Source organism: Priestia sp. JV24 (assembly GCF_025910025.1).
GTDB classification, from domain to species: Bacteria; Bacillota; Bacilli; order Bacillales; family Bacillaceae_H; genus Priestia; species Priestia megaterium.
This window is the reverse complement of record NZ_JAPCIN010000009.1, coordinates 105,215-122,638: the sequence shown is the minus strand read 5'-3', so window position 1 is coordinate 122,638 and position 17,424 is coordinate 105,215. Positions and strand designations below refer to the sequence as shown.

15 protein-coding genes are annotated in these 17,424 nt (G+C 38.4%); 6 read left to right on the top strand and 9 right to left on the bottom strand.

Features of this window, described 5'->3' with window-relative positions; all coding sequences use genetic code 11:
• Positions 1 to 95: 95 nt before the first annotated feature.
• The 3 genes from hemH to OK414_RS02865 all read right to left on the bottom strand — a co-directional run bounded on the left by hemH (position 96) and on the right by OK414_RS02865 (position 4,495).
• On the bottom strand, positions 96 to 1,028 hold the full coding sequence (gene hemH / locus OK414_RS02875) for a ferrochelatase (RefSeq protein WP_016762986.1): 933 nt from the start codon (positions 1,026 to 1,028) through the stop codon (positions 96 to 98).
• Positions 1,029 to 1,125: 97 nt separating this feature from the next.
• Positions 1,126 to 2,169 (bottom strand): uroporphyrinogen decarboxylase, encoded by a 1,044-nt coding sequence (gene hemE, locus OK414_RS02870; protein WP_013055329.1) that lies wholly within the window; start codon positions 2,167 to 2,169, stop codon positions 1,126 to 1,128.
• 196 nt (positions 2,170 to 2,365) lie between these two features.
• Positions 2,366 to 4,495 (bottom strand): transglycosylase domain-containing protein, encoded by a 2,130-nt coding sequence (locus OK414_RS02865; protein WP_074897516.1) that lies wholly within the window; start codon positions 4,493 to 4,495, stop codon positions 2,366 to 2,368.
• Positions 4,496 to 4,680: 185 nt separating this feature from the next.
• On the opposite strand from OK414_RS02865, the gene OK414_RS02860 reads away from it, so the two are divergent.
• Positions 4,681 to 5,187, top strand: coding sequence for an antibiotic biosynthesis monooxygenase family protein (locus tag OK414_RS02860; RefSeq protein ID WP_013055327.1), 507 nt, complete (start codon positions 4,681 to 4,683; stop codon positions 5,185 to 5,187).
• An 83-nt stretch (positions 5,188 to 5,270) separates the two neighbouring features.
• Positions 5,271 to 6,659: a hypothetical protein gene (locus tag OK414_RS02855; RefSeq protein WP_034654473.1), complete on the top strand. Its 1,389-nt coding sequence runs from the start codon at positions 5,271 to 5,273 to the stop codon at positions 6,657 to 6,659.
• A gap of 47 nt (positions 6,660 to 6,706) precedes the next feature.
• Here OK414_RS02855 and OK414_RS02850 read toward each other — a convergent pair whose 3' ends face one another.
• On the bottom strand, positions 6,707 to 7,372 hold the full coding sequence (locus OK414_RS02850) for a phosphatase PAP2 family protein (RefSeq protein WP_034654476.1): 666 nt from the start codon (positions 7,370 to 7,372) through the stop codon (positions 6,707 to 6,709).
• A gap of 224 nt (positions 7,373 to 7,596) precedes the next feature.
• On the opposite strand from OK414_RS02850, the gene OK414_RS02845 reads away from it, so the two are divergent.
• Both OK414_RS02845 and OK414_RS02840 read left to right on the top strand, forming a co-directional pair.
• On the top strand, positions 7,597 to 8,805 hold the full coding sequence (locus OK414_RS02845) for a M20 family metallopeptidase (protein ID WP_016762982.1): 1,209 nt from the start codon (positions 7,597 to 7,599) through the stop codon (positions 8,803 to 8,805).
• 113 nt (positions 8,806 to 8,918) lie between these two features.
• Positions 8,919 to 9,638, top strand: coding sequence for an EcsC family protein (locus tag OK414_RS02840; protein ID WP_013055323.1), 720 nt, complete (start codon positions 8,919 to 8,921; stop codon positions 9,636 to 9,638).
• Positions 9,639 to 9,675: 37 nt separating this feature from the next.
• Here OK414_RS02840 and OK414_RS02835 read toward each other — a convergent pair whose 3' ends face one another.
• Together OK414_RS02835 and OK414_RS02830 are read right to left on the bottom strand one after the other, a co-directional pair.
• On the bottom strand, positions 9,676 to 10,881 hold the full coding sequence (locus OK414_RS02835) for an ABC transporter permease (protein WP_263045968.1): 1,206 nt from the start codon (positions 10,879 to 10,881) through the stop codon (positions 9,676 to 9,678).
• Entirely contained in the window at positions 10,874 to 11,617 is a 744-nt protein-coding gene (locus tag OK414_RS02830; RefSeq protein ID WP_013055321.1) for an ABC transporter ATP-binding protein, read from the bottom strand. Before OK414_RS02830 ends, OK414_RS02835 begins: the two co-directional genes overlap by 8 nt.
• A 690-nt stretch (positions 11,618 to 12,307) precedes the next feature.
• On the opposite strand from OK414_RS02830, the gene OK414_RS02825 reads away from it, so the two are divergent.
• The gene (locus OK414_RS02825; RefSeq protein WP_013081680.1) at positions 12,308 to 12,742 is read left to right on the top strand and encodes an HIT family protein; all 435 of its coding nucleotides are present in this window, start codon (positions 12,308 to 12,310) and stop codon (positions 12,740 to 12,742) included.
• Positions 12,743 to 12,844: 102 nt separating this feature from the next.
• Here the strand turns inward: OK414_RS02825 and OK414_RS02820 are convergent, their stop codons facing one another.
• From OK414_RS02820 to OK414_RS02810, 3 genes are all read right to left on the bottom strand, one after another.
• Positions 12,845 to 14,740, bottom strand: a complete 1,896-nt coding sequence (locus OK414_RS02820; RefSeq protein ID WP_034654482.1) for an acyltransferase family protein — start codon at positions 14,738 to 14,740, stop codon at positions 12,845 to 12,847.
• A gap of 303 nt (positions 14,741 to 15,043) precedes the next feature.
• Positions 15,044 to 15,487: a GNAT family N-acetyltransferase gene (locus tag OK414_RS02815; RefSeq protein WP_013081678.1), complete on the bottom strand. Its 444-nt coding sequence runs from the start codon at positions 15,485 to 15,487 to the stop codon at positions 15,044 to 15,046.
• A 17-nt stretch (positions 15,488 to 15,504) separates the two neighbouring features.
• Complete coding sequence (locus OK414_RS02810) at positions 15,505 to 16,059, bottom strand: PadR family transcriptional regulator (RefSeq protein ID WP_025752934.1); 555 nt, start codon at positions 16,057 to 16,059, stop codon at positions 15,505 to 15,507.
• Positions 16,060 to 16,311: 252 nt separating this feature from the next.
• Between OK414_RS02810 and serC the strand changes: the two genes are divergently transcribed.
• Positions 16,312 to 17,409, top strand: a complete 1,098-nt coding sequence (gene serC / locus OK414_RS02805) for a 3-phosphoserine/phosphohydroxythreonine transaminase (protein ID WP_034654485.1) — start codon at positions 16,312 to 16,314, stop codon at positions 17,407 to 17,409.
• Positions 17,410 to 17,424: the final 15 nt, after the last annotated feature.

The window sequence follows — 17,424 nt, the reverse complement described above, 5'->3', positions numbered from 1 at the left end:
GATTATGGAAATCCATAGCTCGCTTCTTACTTTTCTCTATATTGATTATAAGTTACTTTTCGTCCCTGTTCAATGTACAAAGAATCTATATTGACTTAGCGGGCAATCTGTTTTAACACAACTGTAGCTAACCCATCGATAAATTCAGGCTGTGCATTGGGCATTTCAGGGCGGTAATAATCAGCCCCAATTTCATCTGTCACCACTTTACATTCATAGTCGTTATCATAAAGAACTTCTAAGTGGTCTGCGATAAATCCAACCGGAGTATACACGAACGATGTATAACCTTTTTCTTCATGCAATTCTCTTGTTAAATCTTGGACATCAGGACCTATCCATGGCTCAGGCGTATTTCCAGCACTTTGCCAGCCAATTTCGTAATGTTCAATGCCAGCGGCTTGTGCAATTAAATCCGCTGTTTCTTGAAGCTGATTTGGATATGGATCTCCTGCTGCAATAATTTTTTCTGGCAAGCTATGTGCAGATACAATCAACACGGCTTTTTGGCATTTCTCTTCGTCTATTAAATCAAACGTTTGTTTAACACGTGTAGCCCAGTACTGAATGAACTTTGGCTCACTGTACCAGCTTTCTACTGAATGAATGATTGGTCCTCCTAATTTTTCAGCCGTTTCTTTGGCGCGCCCATTATAGGATTTTACGCTAAACGTTGAAAAGTGAGGTGCAAGCACAATGCTGACCGCTTCTTTAATTCCGTCTTTATGCATTGCTTCTACTGCATCTTCAACAAACGGTTCAATATGCTTTAAGCCAAGATACGCTTTAAATTCAATTTCATCCTGCACTTCATTCAAGCGCTTTTCCAGACTTTCCATTTGCTGTTGCGTAATTTTTGCAAGAGGTGAAATGCCCCCGATTGCTTCGTAGCGGTTTTGTAAATCTTCTAAGGCTTCTGGTGAAGGTTTACGTCCGCGGCGGATATGTGTATAGTAACGTTCAATATCTTCTTCTTTATATGGTGTTCCATATGCCATTACAAGTAATCCCATTACTTTTTTACTCATGTGTTCGACACCTCTTTATTAGATTCAATACTTGTCTTCATTTTGCCATGAATAAAAAGAAAAATTCAAAGTTTAGCGCTCCAAATTATTTGACAATTTATTGTCTATTTGCAGAATATTCATGAATAAAGGTTGTTAAACGTTTTAACGTTTCCGGCTGAACCTGTGGAAAAACGCCGTGCCCCAAGTTAAAGATGTAACCAGGACTGGCCATCCCTTTATCTAAAATTTCTGTTACGCGTTCTTCAATAACTTCCCATGGAGCTAACAAAATAGCAGGATCTAAGTTTCCTTGCAGTGTTTTTGTTAAGCCTAATGCACGTGCTTCATCCAGCTGTGTTCTCCAATCTAATCCCACTACATCCAGCGGCAGATCATGCCATTCTTTTGCCAAATGACTTGCCCCTACTCCAAACATAATGAGCGGTACATTTTTTTCACGTAAAGAGGTGAAAATTCGCTCCATGACAGGTTTTATAAAATAACGATAATCCGCTACGTTTAAAGCACCCACCCATGAATCAAAGATTTGAATGGCTTTTGCCCCAGCGTCAATTTGCGCTTTTACATATGTAATCGTCATATCTGCTAACTTATCCATTAGTGCAAACCATGCTTTAGGTTCGGTATACATAAATGCTTTTGTTTTATTGTAATTTTTTGAAGGTCCTCCTTCAATCATATAGCTTGCCACTGTAAAAGGAGCACCCGCAAAGCCAATTAGAGGTACGTTTAACTGTTCTGTTGTTAACAGCTTAATCGTATCTAATACATAGGGAACATCTTCTTCCGGCGTAATTTCTCCTAGTTTTTCTACATCGCTTAAAGATTGAATTGGATTAGAGATTACGGGACCAATTCCTGACTTGATTTCAACATCTACTCCAATTGAAGGAAGCGGTGACATTATATCTTTATATAAAATAGCTGCATCCACTCCGTACTGTTCAACGGGCAGGCGTGTTACGTATGCCCCAAGCTCCGGCTGATGAGTGATTTCAAATAAAGAGTACTTCTCTTTTAGCTTTCGGTATTCCGGCTGTGAACGCCCTGCTTGGCGCATATACCAAACCGGAACATGATCCGTTTTTTCCCCTCTACAGGCTTTTAAAAAAGTATCGTTAAACGTTCCTTGACTCATAATTTCCACCTTTCTCGATTGTCTTCCATCCGTATTTTCTTCGATTAGACAGACAATAATCAGCAAAGGAACATACTGGTTCCTCTACTGATTAAAGTTTCACGTTATATTCTCTACTTGTCACTATACCCATTTCTTTACGACTTGTATAGCCACCTGCTAAAAATGTCAAAAATTCGCCCTACTCTTCCTTATTTTATTGAAAAAGAGCAGGTGTTACTTCGTTGGATTTTTTTCCTTTTTGTTTTGTTTGGGAATTGTAAGGAACTACATAATAAGTAGGACTGTCGAGCAGATTCACACGCTCTTTCTCAAATGCTCCTTTTCCCTTCACTTTGCCAATTACTTCGGCTTTATCTCCTTTTTTCTCATAAACATAATAAACAGCTCTTTTATCAGGTGAAGGTGTCCACGATAAATTTACCGTTAGCAAACCAAATGGATGGAATGTTAATTCTTGTTTTAAGTCTTTAACTTGCTCTAAGCGTATTGGTTTTGGCAAATCTTTAACGCCTGCTGGCTTTTGAAATGCAGCTTCGTCGTAACCAGCTCTTGTGAGAATGTCTTTAAATAATAGAGTCGGATAAGAACTTCCTTTTGTTAAATAATGCTGATCATTTGTAGAGTCATATCCCATCCACACGCTTCCTACAACGTCTGGCGTATATCCAACGAACCAAGCATCCCTCGTGGCTCCTTTAACATTCGTATACGAAGTAGACCCTGTTTTTCCTGCTAACTCTCCTGTAAACTCTCCATTTTTTGCCGTTCCTTCTTTAACAACTCCTTGAAGCATCTTTGTCATATACCAAGCCGTTTGTTTTGAAAATGCTTTGTGAGTGTCGGGAACAGCTTTTGCAATCACTTTTCCGTCTTGATCTTTTATTTCTTGAATAAAGTACGGTTGGATATTTTCTCCGTTTTCAGCAAATGCCCGGTACGCTCCTGCTAATTGAAGCGGTGTAATTCCTTCCTTTAATCCTCCAAGAGCAATCGCAAGTCCTTTATCTTCTAAAGGAATTCCTAGCTTTGTGAGATACTGCTTACTTGTTTCAACTCCTAGCTGATTCAATGTCCAGACAGCAGCTGCGTTTTTAGAATCTTTTAGGGCATCGTACATCGTTACCTTTTTAGCATATTGGCCGTCTACATTTTTAGGTGTGTATCCCCCGTAGCTTCTCAGCTTGTCTTGCAGTAAGGAATAAGGCTTGAATTGACCTTCTTCTAACGCAGGGCCATATACCGCAATAGGTTTCATCGTAGAACCTGGCTGTCTTTTGACATTTACGCGATTGAGCGATTTTTGTACATAATCTCGTCCTCCCATAACAGATAAAACTCCTCCGCTTTTGTTATCAACTAATACAAAAGCACCTTGGGCACTGTTATCTGTACCTGGAAAATAACGATTTTCTTTCATCAGTTCGTAGGCGGCTTCTTGTACTTTTGTACTCATAGGTACTTTGACCGTATAACCGCCGCGCAGAAGCTCATTGCTCGAAATGCTGTATTTCTTCTCTGCTTCTTGAATAACCATATCGATATAGGTTAAATACGCTGGGTTTTTAGCCTGTTCCTTTACGTTCAACCCCAGCGTTCTTCCTTGCAAACGGACATTTTTTTCAGCTGATAAATAACCTGCTTTTTGCATGGCATTTAACACAACATTTCTACGTTCTATACTTTTTTCTGGATGTAAAATAGGAGAATAAGAATTCGGTGCTTTTGGCAGTGCAGCGAGCAGTGCACCTTCTTCTACCGTTAATTCGGAGACATCTTTATTGAAGTAAAGCTTGGATGCAGCTTGGATTCCATAGGCTCCGTGTCCAAAGTATATTTGGTTCAAATACATTTCAAGCAGTTTTTGCTTACTGTAACGCTGCTCCAAGTTAATGGCCACCACTACTTCTTTTGTTTTTCTAAGCAGCGTTTTATCATTAGATAAAAACACATTTTTAGCCAGCTGCTGTGTTAAAGTACTTCCTCCTTCAACACTTCCTCCAGCCAATATATCTCGGTATAATGCTCGACCAATAGATTTAAAATCGATTCCGTGGTGTTCATAAAAACGAACGTCTTCAATTGAAATAAATGCTTGTTGCACATGCTTTGGAATCTTATCAATTGAAACCAAGTCCCGATTTTTCACATAGAGCTTTGTTAATTCGTCTCCATTTTCGTCCACTAACCTCGTAGCCGAGTCCATGACGATCTTTTTCTCATCAATTACATAGTTTCCAAGAAACAAGATGATAATATATCCGATCAATCCTAATAGAAAAATTCCAACTAAGGCAGCAATTGCGTATAAGCCTTTTTTGTACATCGTGCCACCCCTTTTCTTTCGCTAAACTTTTGATAATATGGAAAACAACTTCATCAATGTTTTACTTTACCATCTTCATTAGAAGTTCACAATTTTTGAATTTTTGTGTGTAAAATTTTATAATTTTAGTATGATTTACAATTGTAAATTGTATGCAATTCCCAATTAGAAAGGAAGTATAATCCATGAAGATCTTTATTACTTACGGAACAGGCCCTTACCTTCAGAAGTTGATCGACGAACATCCGAGTGAACGTTTGTTACTGCTTCACAAAGATGACGATCAATTTGCACTAGTTCATGAAACAGATGGAGATACAATTTTTAAAGAAGGACATGCTTATGAGGTATTAGATGCTTCTGGAGATCTTGCAGATAGCGGATTTGCTGTACTAAATAATATTTCAGTTACAGATGAGGGCCGTCCTTTGTTTGAACAGCGATTTAGCCAACGAGCTCGTTTAATTGAAAATGAAGCAGGCTTCTCAGCTATTCGTGTGCTTCGTCCACTGCAAAATGACACATATATTATCTTTACAGGATGGAAAGATGAAAGTTCATTTAGCGATTGGCAGTCTTCAAAAGCCTATAATGAAGCACACAAAAAACGCGGTACGTCAGAAGGCGTGGATCAGCAGCCATCGATTTTCTCTCGCCCTTCTTATGTGACCTCATACCACGTAGTTAAATAAGTAAACACCCTCCTAGTAGGCGAGTATCACAATAGGCACAAACGGCATATTGTATACTACATCACCTATTGGGAGGAATTTTTATGGGCATAGAGCTTGGAGCTCTTCATTGGATGTATGTCCTTTTTATCGCCTTCATTATCGGCTTTATGATTATGCGGCGAGATACGAGTATCCTTTGTATACTCGGGATTTTTTTGCTTTCCTTAACAGCTACCTCTTCGTTAAGCCACTCCGTCAGCGCTGTTTTTTCCAGCTTCATTTATGCCATTACAGAACTGCTTCCTACCATTTTAATTATTTCAATTATTGTATCTATGAGTAAAGTCTTAATGGCTACAGGAATAAATGAATCGATGATTTCACCTTTTGCTCGCCTCATTAAAACACCTGCTCTTGCCTATTGGGTTATTGGATTAGTTATGATGACCATCTCCTATTTTTTCTGGCCTTCTCCAGCCGTTGCTTTACTTGGAGCCGTGCTTTTACCAGTGGCCATCCGCGTAGGGCTTCCAGCTATAGGCGTAGCTGTAGCGATGAATTTATTCGGCCACGGCGTTGCGCTTTCAGGAGACTTTGTTATTCAAGCTGCTCCTAAGATAACAGCTGACGCAGCAGGTCTTCCAGTTCACGAGGTGGTTCAAGCAAGTGTCCCTCTGGTCATCGTGATGGGAGTTGTTACGACACTCTCTGCTTTTTACTTTTTAAAACAAGATATGAAGCACAATAGAATTCACGTTCAACCGACAATGTTAACAAACAGTTCTTCTGTCCAATCCACACCTCTTTCTTCTTCAATACGCCGGGCTTTAGCCATTATAGTTCCCCTTTTCTTCGCTATAGACGTATGGGCAATGTTCACCCTTCATTTACAGGGAGGAGATGCGACCGCTCTCGTTGGTGGCACAGCCCTATTTATTTTAGTGGTGGTTTCACTTATTGCTCACAAAGGAAAAGGTCTCGAACAAACAACTTCCTACTTAATTGAAGGCTTGCAGTTTGGTTTTAAAGTATTCGGTCCCGTTATTCCCATTGCAGCTTTTTTCTATTTAGGAGATGCTGGATTCACAACAATCATTGGTGACTTTCTTCCGAAAGGATCACATGGACTTGTAAATGACCTAGGCGTTGCGCTTGCTTCCACTGTGCCGTTAACCGCACAGGTCGCCACTGTAACGATAACTGCTCTAGGAGCTATTACCGGATTAGACGGTTCAGGCTTTTCAGGCATTTCACTTGTAGGCTCTGTCTCTCATTTATTTGCATCTGCTTTAGGATCGGGCGCTGCCACCCTAACTGCTTTAGGGCAAATTGCTGCGATTTGGGTTGGTGGAGGCACATTGATTCCATGGGCATTGATTCCAGCTGCTGCGATTTGCGGAGTCAGTCCGTTTGAACTCGCCAGACGTAATTTAAAACCTGTAGCGATTGGATTAGTCGTTACAACAACTGTCGCGATGTTCTTAGTTTAAACAAAAGCCCCCTTCTTTTTATGAAGGGGGCCATATGTATATATTTTTTACATGCCTTTTGGAAACACTTTTTCCGCTGAAGGCTTTACATACGCATAAACAAGCGTATAGAAGAAAATGCCTACAATAAGCCACATAAGCCCTAAGGTGTAGCCAGCTAAGACATCTGTTAAAAAATGTTCTCTTAATAGAATACGGCTCACACCTATTAATAAAACGATTAAAGTAATTGCCAGCTGATACCGCTTGGCTACCTTTTGACTGTTCATATGCTTTGTGAGAAAAAAGATAATCAGACCATAAATAAGAATTCCCATCATTGCATGGCCGCTCGGAAAACTGTAGCCTTTGATGCCTTCAAGAGGACGTCCTCGTTCTACCGCATCTTTAACTGCTTTATTAATAATATCACCGCTTAAAATAAGTAAAAATGCCGATATCATACCGATATAGTCCTTTTTAAAAAATAAAAAAACGAGAAGTACAGCTAAAAGAACCATAATCATCACTTTCGAAGCTAAAAAAGACAAGCCATGAAAAATAGATGATGCTGACTGAAGAACAGTGCTGTCATCTATAGCTGAAACAAGCCAGTGGTCTCCTTGAAAAGAATCTGTCGACACAACAAACAACACTCCTAAAAAAACGAGACCTGCCCCCCCAAACACCCACATCAATTTTTTGTACAGGGATACAGTTTGTGAATCTACCATATCGTTACCTCCTATTATCTCATGAGAAAATTGGCAAAAAACTCATTCTTTATCCCTATTCCTCATCTTATGTATCTATTATGTATATAAAATATTTCATGATTCAATTACTTTTTTCAATAACAACGCTTACATTCTTTTCTTTTTAATAGATAATGATATAATGATTAAAATGTCAAAAAATTCAAAACTTTATTCAACCTATACAGAAAGGATATGGTCACGTGAATTCCAAGCTACATACTTTACTTGAAGAAAAATTTGATGAAATGGTTCAAATCCGCCGATATTTGCATCAGTATCCAGAACCGTCTTTTAAAGAATTTCAAACCGCTGCCTACATTCGATCTTTTTATGATAAAATCGGTATTTCTTACCGAGCAAATGTAGGAGGAAACGGCATTGTAGCAAGCATTCAAGGAGGAAACCCCGGTCCTACTGTAGCTTTGAGAGCCGACTTTGATGCCCTGCCTATTCAAGATGAAAAAGATGTACCATATCAATCAACTGTTCCGGGTGTAATGCATGCATGTGGCCACGATGGTCATACGGCTACTCTTTTAGTCCTTGCTAAAGCGCTTTTTGAAATAAGAGATTCTCTCCCTGGTAAAATCGTCTTCATTCATCAGCACGCTGAAGAGTACGCACCCGGAGGCGCCAAGTCCATGATTGAAGACGGATGCTTAGACGGTGTAGACGCGATATTTGGAACGCATTTATGGTCATTAACTCCAACTGGTGTCGTTCAATATCGAACGGGCCCTATCATGGCTGCTGCTGATCGCTTTGAAATTACGATCAAAGGAGCAGGCGGCCACGGTGCACAGCCTCACAAAACAAAAGATTCAATCGTCATCGCCTCTCAGCTTGTTGTTAATTTACAGCAAATTGTAAGCAGACGTGTAAACCCAATTGATTCAGCGGTTGTGAGCATAGGTTCTTTTGTAGCAGAAAATGCATTTAATATTATTGCTGATTCTGCTCGACTAATTGGAACGGTAAGAACATTTAATGAAGATGTACGAAATGATGTCGAAAAAGAAATCGAACGAATTGTCCAAGGTACATGCTTAACAGCTGATGCTTCTTATGAACTGAGTTATACGCGCGGCTATCCTTCCGTCGTCAACCACCCGGAAGAAACGGCCTTTCTTGCTTCTGCTGCTTCTCAAATCGATGAAGTTCATACAGTCGAAGAAACGGAGCCTCACATGACTGGGGAAGATTTCTCTTATTATTTGCAGCATATTAAAGGAACGTTCTTTTTTACAGGAGCTCAGCCAGAAGGTGTAGATGCTCCGTATCCTCATCATCATCCTAAATTTGATTTTAACGAAAAAGCAATGCTTATCGCAGCTAAAACGCTTGGTACGGCTGCTGTTGAGTATTTAAGAGAACAAGCTCCTTCTAAAAACGTAATAAAAGCTAATTAATCATTCAGCAAGCATTCGTACAGATAAGCAGACGAGTGCTTGTTGTTTTATTTCAGGAACCTTTTCCACACTTAAAACGTAGTATTTATATCGACTGAAATGAGGTGATTTTTTTGAATACGTATGAAGAAAAAGTGTTACAAGAAGCTGAACATTGGAAATTCAGCATGTTGAAACGACCTTCTAAATTTCAACGGACCGCAAAATCTTTACAGCTTAAAATAAATGAAAAAATCCCTGCTAAAGTCCATAAGATTATGACTGAAAGCATAAAAAAAATGGTTGAAACCACGCTTGTTGGATCCGATTTCACCACTAAAAAAAGAGATGTCAGCGGTCTTTCGTTTGAAGAAAAAGAGAAAAGAATTTTGGAACTCATACCTAAGTACAAAAAAACAGCTGCTGTAGAAGGAGCTGGTACTGGTGCAGGCGGTATCCTTTTAGGTGCAGCAGATTTCCCGCTTCTTCTTTCCATAAAAATGAAGTGCTTATTTGACATTGCCGCTACATATGGTTTTGATGTAAAAGAAAAAGAAGAACGCATTTATATGCTGTATATTTTTCATCTTGCCTTTTGCAGCGACGACCATAGAACGAAGCTGCTCGAAGTAGTAGAAAACTGGGAAGAAAAGAAAGAGGAACTTCTTGAGCTTGATTGGAAAGCTTTTCAACAAGAATACCGTGATTACATTGATGTCGTGAAAATGTTTCAACTTATGCCGGGAATTGGAGCTGTTATAGGTGCATATGCTAATTATCAGCTTCTTGACCATCTCACAAAAGTAGCAATGAACGTCTATCGCTTCCGTATATTATCTTCGTCTCCAAAGTAGTCTAAAAACGTAAAAAAGCTCCTTTCGGAGCTTTTTTTTACGTTAATTTTTTATTTACATATGCATGTACAAATAAGTGAATAAATACAGCACCTGCTGTCACAGAAAGCAGTGCAGCAACTATATTAGAAAAAGCCACCGCTATGGCGAGCACAAGAATTTGTACATACAGCGCTTTTTTCCATACATCCAAAAATGCCTTTTTCCGTTCTTTAGCTTCAACTGGATAAAGAGAAAGCCATAAAATCTGTTTGTGCTGCTTCCAAAGCGGGAGTAATTGAAAACCCGTCATGTATATAACAAATAAAACAACCACTATATTGCCGTATTGAAACGGCGCAGCTACAATTAAAAATCCGCCAATGACAGTTAAGCGAACGAGCAAACTTAAATAATCTCCTGATCGTAAAAATGTTCTGGTGTATAAGTAATGGTAAGTGGCACTTTGATGAAATGGAATACGTGCTACTAGCCAATCTAAATATCTACGGCGTTTGATTCGCTCTTTCACCTGAGGAACGTCCGTAAATAAATTAGCTAATCGATAAAAATAGCCCATACGCTTTTCTTCTAAGTCAATTAGCTTTTCCCATTTGATCGGCTTTCTTTTTGTAAGGGAGCGATAATAAATAGCTAGCGCAATCATAATCACCGCTACGACTCCTGTAAACAATACGTATGCATGGGAAAATAAGAAGTACGTAAAAACTGCGTTCAAGAAAAACCTGACGATATAATCTGTCCACTTCGCCCACTTTTCTTCAAACCATACAGCCCACCAAGACATGCCTAAGTTTACAACTTTCAAGATGAGTAATAGCAGAAAAAACACAAAAACGTTTGAGTAAGAATCATGCATTACCTTTACGTGAAGAGGTGCTGCTGCACCAGTTGTAAATAATAAAATATAAAGCTGAATCGTAAAGGTAAACCAAAAAGATTTTTTAAAATAAGGCTGCAGCTTCGTCTCTAAAGGGAGTAAAAAGACTAAATCAGGTCGTTTTAAAAACGTTTGAATTTGACCCATGGTTAAAATCAACCCCATAAGTATCGCAATCACTACAGCCGAAGGAAACGCAGGTGTTAATGTACTCAACCACTGTTGATAATAGTAGGCCAAACCGCCAATCGCAAAAATTAACACTAATTTAATGTGGTCATTTAAGATATATTTTGTATATCTTCTTACATCCACTAAATACTGCTGAAACCGTTGCTTCCATAATGCATCAATCTTACTCATAGCCTTCTTCCTTTGTTAATTCAATATAAATTTCATCAAGAGTAGCATTGCGCATCTGAAATTCTTCTTGAAGGTCTTTAAGCGTTCCTTGCGCTCTTACTTCTCCGTTATGTAGAATAACAAATTTATCGCAGTAGCGTTCCGCGGTCGCCAAAATGTGTGTGGACATTAAAATGCCTGCACCTTGCTTTTTCATATCCGTCATCAAATCAAGTAAAGATTGAATACCCAGCGGATCTAAACCTAAAAAAGGTTCATCAATAATATAAAGAGACGGCTGAACCAAAAAAGCGCACATAATCATAACCTTCTGCTTCATTCCTTTTGAAAAATGCGCAGGGAACCATTTTAACTTCCGGTCTAAACGAAACTCTTTTAAAAGCGGCTGCAGACGGGCTTCATATGTTTGAGGCTCAAGTCCATAAGCCATAGCTGTCATATCTAAATGTTCTTTTAATGTTAATTCATCGTATAGCACAGGAGTTTCTGGAATAAACGTAAACTGACTTCGATAACCTGTCGGATCTTGTTGAAAGGTTTTATTATTAATGGATACACTTCCTTTTTTTGCTTCCATTAATCCAATGATATGTTTAATCGTTGTACTTTTGCCGGCTCCGTTTAACCCGATTAACCCGACTAATTCACCTGCATTTACATCAAACGATACATCTTTTAAGACGGGAGTTTTTGTATATCCCCCTGTAATATTGTTAATTTGCAATAAAGAACCCATCACGATCTCCTTTTATTTGTTCTTTTTTGTCTCCAAGCGCAAGCGCTATTTGCTCTATTGTACCAAATCTTTTTCTTCCTCACATTGTTTTCAATTTTTTTCGGTTAATTTTTCCAGAATATAATCGAAATATCGGGACATTCTATATAGGGAAGAAGGAAAACAAGTTATTGATTACAACTAATCATTACAAAGCTTCTTACATTTGGGATGAGGTGTCTACAGCAGGCATATTTCAGAAAACCTTATTGTAAATCGATGTATGTTTGATTCATAAGGGGATGGTAGTCATGAACGTAGTAAGAATATATATAATGGGTAGACAATAATGTTCATTTATTACTGTGTAGATGAGGTGTTTGTCAAAGACCAAGAACGATTTCGTTCACATTGTATATTTTTTAGCTCAATGCTTAAATGAGGTGTTTGTTAAAGAGAATATACTTTTTCAAGTTACTGTTTCATTAGGCAATGCAATTACGTAAATGAGGTGTTCCTTAAAGATCATATGCTGCATTAAAAGCTATTTTTTCCTTCTTCACATGACGGGATGCATAATCGTTTGCATCCCGTTTTTGTGTATAAAATGCCAGCAGCTATTTCTTGCCTGCTGATTGCATTTCTACTTTGTGGTAAAATAAACATACATGTATACCCATACATTTATATTGGTAACGGAAGGTGAATATAATGAGCACACATGATGAAAACTGTATTTTTTGCAAAATTACTCGCGGTGAAATCCCAGGTGCAAAAGTATTTGAAAATGAACATGTATTAGCTTTTTTAGACATTAGTCAAGTAACAAAAGGGCATACGCTGGTGATTCCAAAAGTACATAAAAAAGACATTCACGAACTAACGCCGGAAATTGCGCGCAATTTGTTTGAAGTAGTTCCTCAAATCGCAAATGCAATTAAAGAAACATACAGCCCAATCGGCTTAAACATCTTAAATAATAATGGTGAAAAAGCTGGTCAATCCGTGTTTCATTATCATATGCACATTATTCCTCGCTATGGGGAAGGCGATGGATTCGGTGCTGTATGGAAAGAGCATACAAGCGAATACACGCCTGAAAAACTTCAAGAAATCGCTGGCAATATTTCTTCTCACCTTTCTTAAAACAAAAAAAGCTTACACATGTAAGCTTTTTTTGTTTTAACTATTCATTTAACACATGTTTAATCAGTTTGTGATATAAAATATCGTGCGGCTTTTCACTTATTATGAACGACTTTCCGCCTTAACTTCTAAATTCATACGTTCTTCAATCAATTTTGTTAATGCTCTTGATCCTTCAGGTACCAAGTGGACACCATCTGATGTAAAGTATTCAGGGTGCTTAGAAGCCTCTGAGTGCCAATCTACGAGCGTGACATGATCAAACTTTTCAGAAGCAGCTTTCAAATTCTTGTTCACGGTGCTTTCCCAGGAACGAGGAACGCGCGTATTCACTAAGTAAACGTCCGCGTGTGAAAAAGCTTTTAACAGTTGTTCCAGTTCTTCATTTGTAAAATAGCCATTTGTTCCTAACTCAATAATCACTGCGCTGTTCGGATTATTAAATGCTTGATAGCTAGGAGTTAGCTGCAGTGCTTCATTGAGCTGCCTTCCTACTTTTCCGTCAATCGTAATACTAAGCGGCATCTCTTTAAGATTAGGAGCAATATCCAGCATGACCGAGTCTCCAATCGCAAGAACATCTCTGTAAGAATTCGGCTGCTGTTTTTCTTTGGCATCAGATTTTTCTTCCCCGGAACTCTTTTCCGCGTTCTCTGCTTTTTTATCAGCCGCTTTGTTCTTGTCTTTGACAGAAGTTGAAGCATTTTCTTTATGATTCGTTTGAATTTTAACCTCTGTCTCTTTCGCTTTCGTTTCATCCTTTTGCTGCGTACTAATAGCAAAGCTTGTCATATCTGCTGTAAACAGCGCCAAAAAGAAAATGAGACTGCCCAACACCGCTTGTCTCGAACGAGAGAGATTACGCCATTTAAAAAGCTCTCTCGGATGGTAGTGCCTGAAATAATAGCGAAAGCCGCGTGTGCGGATAGGCACTTCAATGTAACGGTAAGAAAGTTCAGCAATGATAAATGTAAGGCCTACTTGTAGCAGCGCATGCCAATAGACCGGGCGGCCAATCTCGGATACAGGTGTTGTAAGAACAATAACCGGATAATGCCACAAATAGATGCCATATGATCTAGTACCAAGCCAGCGAAGCGGTTTAAACGACAGAGCTTTTCCTAAAAAACTACTAGGATGACTAATCGTTGCAACCAGTACAGCAGCGTTTAAACAAATCAGCAGCATTCCACCTTGATAAAGAAAAGATGCATGAGTATACTCATCAACGCTCCATACGCAGAGAATAAATACAAAGAAACTCACCATACTTACCGCGTTTAATACTTGCTTGCCTACGGCTGGAAGATTTTTCGATGATAAACGATACATCGGCCAGGCAAATGCAAGTAAACAGCCGATTAAAAGGGCAAATAGCCGAGTGTCGGTTCCATAATAAATGCGGCTAGGATCTCCTCCTGGCTCATATAAAAAAGACATTAGAATAGCTGAGGCCATTACTCCAGCTAAAATGAATAGAGAAAGAATTCCTTTCTTTTTGATAAATTTTAAACCCAATAATAAAACAAGTGGCCACACAATATAAAACTGCTCTTCAATAGCCAGTGACCATAAGTTCTTTAATGGTGACGGTGACCCAAAACTATCAAAATATGAAACTTTATGAAAAATAAACCACCAGTTACTCATATAAAAAATAGACGATAATGCATCGCCTCGTAGCGTTGTTAACAACGGCCGGTTAAATAAAATAACCCAAGCTGCAGTTAATACTACCATCACATACACAGCTGGAAGAAGTCTTCTCGTTCGGCTAATCCAAAAATGCTTCAAATTTTTCAAAGGATTTTCCCAAGATTGCACCAGTAAAATCGAGGTAATTAAATACCCTGATAATACAAAGAAAACATCAACTCCTAAAAACCCTCCAGATGCCCATCCAAATCCTAAGTGATATGCAATGACAGACATAACAGCGAAAGCTCGAAGTCCATCCAAACTATATATATACCTATTTTTCTTTTCCTTTGCACTCATAAAAATGCCTCCAAGCAATATGTACAACAAATTTCTTTCTGAACCAATATTAAGAATATTACGTAATTGTTACATTTTTGTTACAAAAATCATTATATACAATATTATTACTTTCTTCAATATATCACTTACTTAAAATCAAAGAATAAGCAAAAAGAAACAAATTCATTATCTATCTTATTCATAAATTACTAATTTAGTAGTAGTCATATCGATTCTATCTGCGCAGTACTAAAGCCTAACATCTTTCTTTCACCTTACCCGTTTCAGAAATAGAAAAACTTCACACAATTGGTGAAGTTTCTAAGGTGTCTTTAGCATATCTACGTGGGGAAGCCCTTCATCTGAATAAATATCGGAAACAGGTCTAAAACCAAACGATTCATAAAATGTTTGAAGTCTGCTTTGAGCTTGAATTTTAATTGTCTTCTCGTGCAACTCATTCTCTAAAAAATCAATTCCTCTTGCTACTAGTTCTCTTCCGAGACCCGTACCGCGCTGTGCTTGTTTTACAATAATGCGCCCAAGAGAAGCTTCCTGGTAGCTAATTCCTTTTGGTAAAACTCTAAGGTATGCGATAATTTTCTCATTCTCTTTTTTGAACAAGTGATAAGCAAGTTTGTCTTTTCCATCTACTTCTAAGTAAGCACACTTCTGTTCAACAACAAAAATAGCGGTGCGAACCTGTAGAATTTCATAAAGCTCATCGTTTGTCAGCTCTTGAAATGATTTTATGCACCAAGTCATGATCCGCTCACCTTTTCTTATTGTTCTTTTTCAATTAAATTCAGCGTGCGTTCAAGCCAATTGATATAGCTTGTCTCCCGGTCTTGAGCGCGAGATAGCACCAAATAATGACCAAATTGAGGAGACGAAACGGTAATGTGATGATTAACTTGTTCCAAAAGGTCATCCATTCGTTTCTTTAAAAAAGTTAGCTTCACTTTCCTGCTTGATAGCTGATTATCTATTTGTTGCTTTAACTCTTCTATTGACATGGATGAAGCAAAATAAGCTTTTAACATAAATTCATCTTTAGTTGTTTCAGGAATAGGATCAATTGTAGTGAGCCACTTGCTTAACTCGGCTCTTCCTTCTTCCGTTATCGAATACATCTTTTTTTCTAATTTCTTGCCTTGAATCACGGTTTCATAGCGAATAAAACCCTCTTCTGTTAATCGCTTTAACTCGGGATAAATCTGGCTGTGCTTAGCACTCCAAAAATTACCGACCTCTTCTTTAAAAAGTCTGGTAATGTCATACCCGCTGAGCTCCTTCTGATCTAAGAGCCCTAATATGGCATATTTTAATACTCTCATTCTGTTCCTCCACATTATTTCTTCCATCAGTATAGCATATAAACATTTCATTTACATGTTTGCCAAAACATGTTTGCGTATACTTTTATTTATCTTTTTTCTATTATTTTCTCTTTACAGATTAATTTAAATTTTTGAAAAGTTACCTCCACAATCAATGGTTTTCATGATAGTATAATGATATTCTTTCTGACATCAGTCATTAGCCATTTTGTATGATGAGTGTTCGAACTAATTTGAGGAGGAATTAATGTGATTACGTTAAACAGAGCTTATAATTTTAATGCAGGTCCGTCTGCGCTTCCCCTACCTGTCTTACAACTTGCTCAAGAGGAGCTAGTTAATTTTAAAAATACGGGTATGTCTGTGATGGAATTATCACATCGCAGCAAAGAGTTTGAAGATGTATTAACACATGCTAAAGAAACACTCACGGAATTGCTTAACATTCCAGATACACATGAAATTTTATTCCTGCAGGGCGGAGCAAGCCTGCAATTCTCTATGATTCCAATGAACTTTTTAGCTCCCGATCAAGTCGGTGCATATGTCCTAACCGGAGCATGGTCGGAAAAAGCATTAAAAGAAGCAAAGAAACTTGGAAAAACAGCAGTTGTTGCTTCTACTAAAGAAGAAAATTACCGCTCTATTCCATCTCTAGATGATATAAAGCTTCCAAAAGAAGAGATTGGGTACTTGCATATCACGTCCAACAATACCATCTTTGGTACACAATGGGCTGACTATCCGTCTATCGAAGGAGTAGACTTAATTGCCGACATGTCAAGCGACATTCTTTGCCGTCAAATTGATGTATCTAAGTTCTCTCTCATTTATGCTGGTGCTCAGAAAAACCTCGGACCATCTGGTGTCACGGTTGTCATTTTGAAGAAAGAATTACTTAAACGTATTCCTGAAGGTTTACCAACAATGCTGAATTATGAGACACATGTAAAGAGCAACTCTCTTTACAACACTCCTCCAACGTTTGGCATTTACATGCTTTCACTTGTTTTAGATTGGATTAAAGAACAAGGTGGCGTTAAAGCAATTGAAGCCCAAAATCATAAAAAAGCTAAGTTACTCTACACAAGCATGGAACGTTCAAATGGTTTCTATACCCCTCACGCTACAGAGGAAAGCCGATCAATTATGAACGTAACGTTTACTTTACCGACCGATGAGTTAACGGCTGTGTTTTTACAGCAAGCAAAAGAAAAAGGCTTCGTAGGATTAGCTGGACACCGTTCAATCGGCGGATGCCGCGCTTCTATTTACAATGCTGTACCGCTTGAAGCGTGTGAAGCTCTTGCCGCCTTTATGGATGAATTTGCACAAGCAAACGCATAATTGGCAGAATTAACT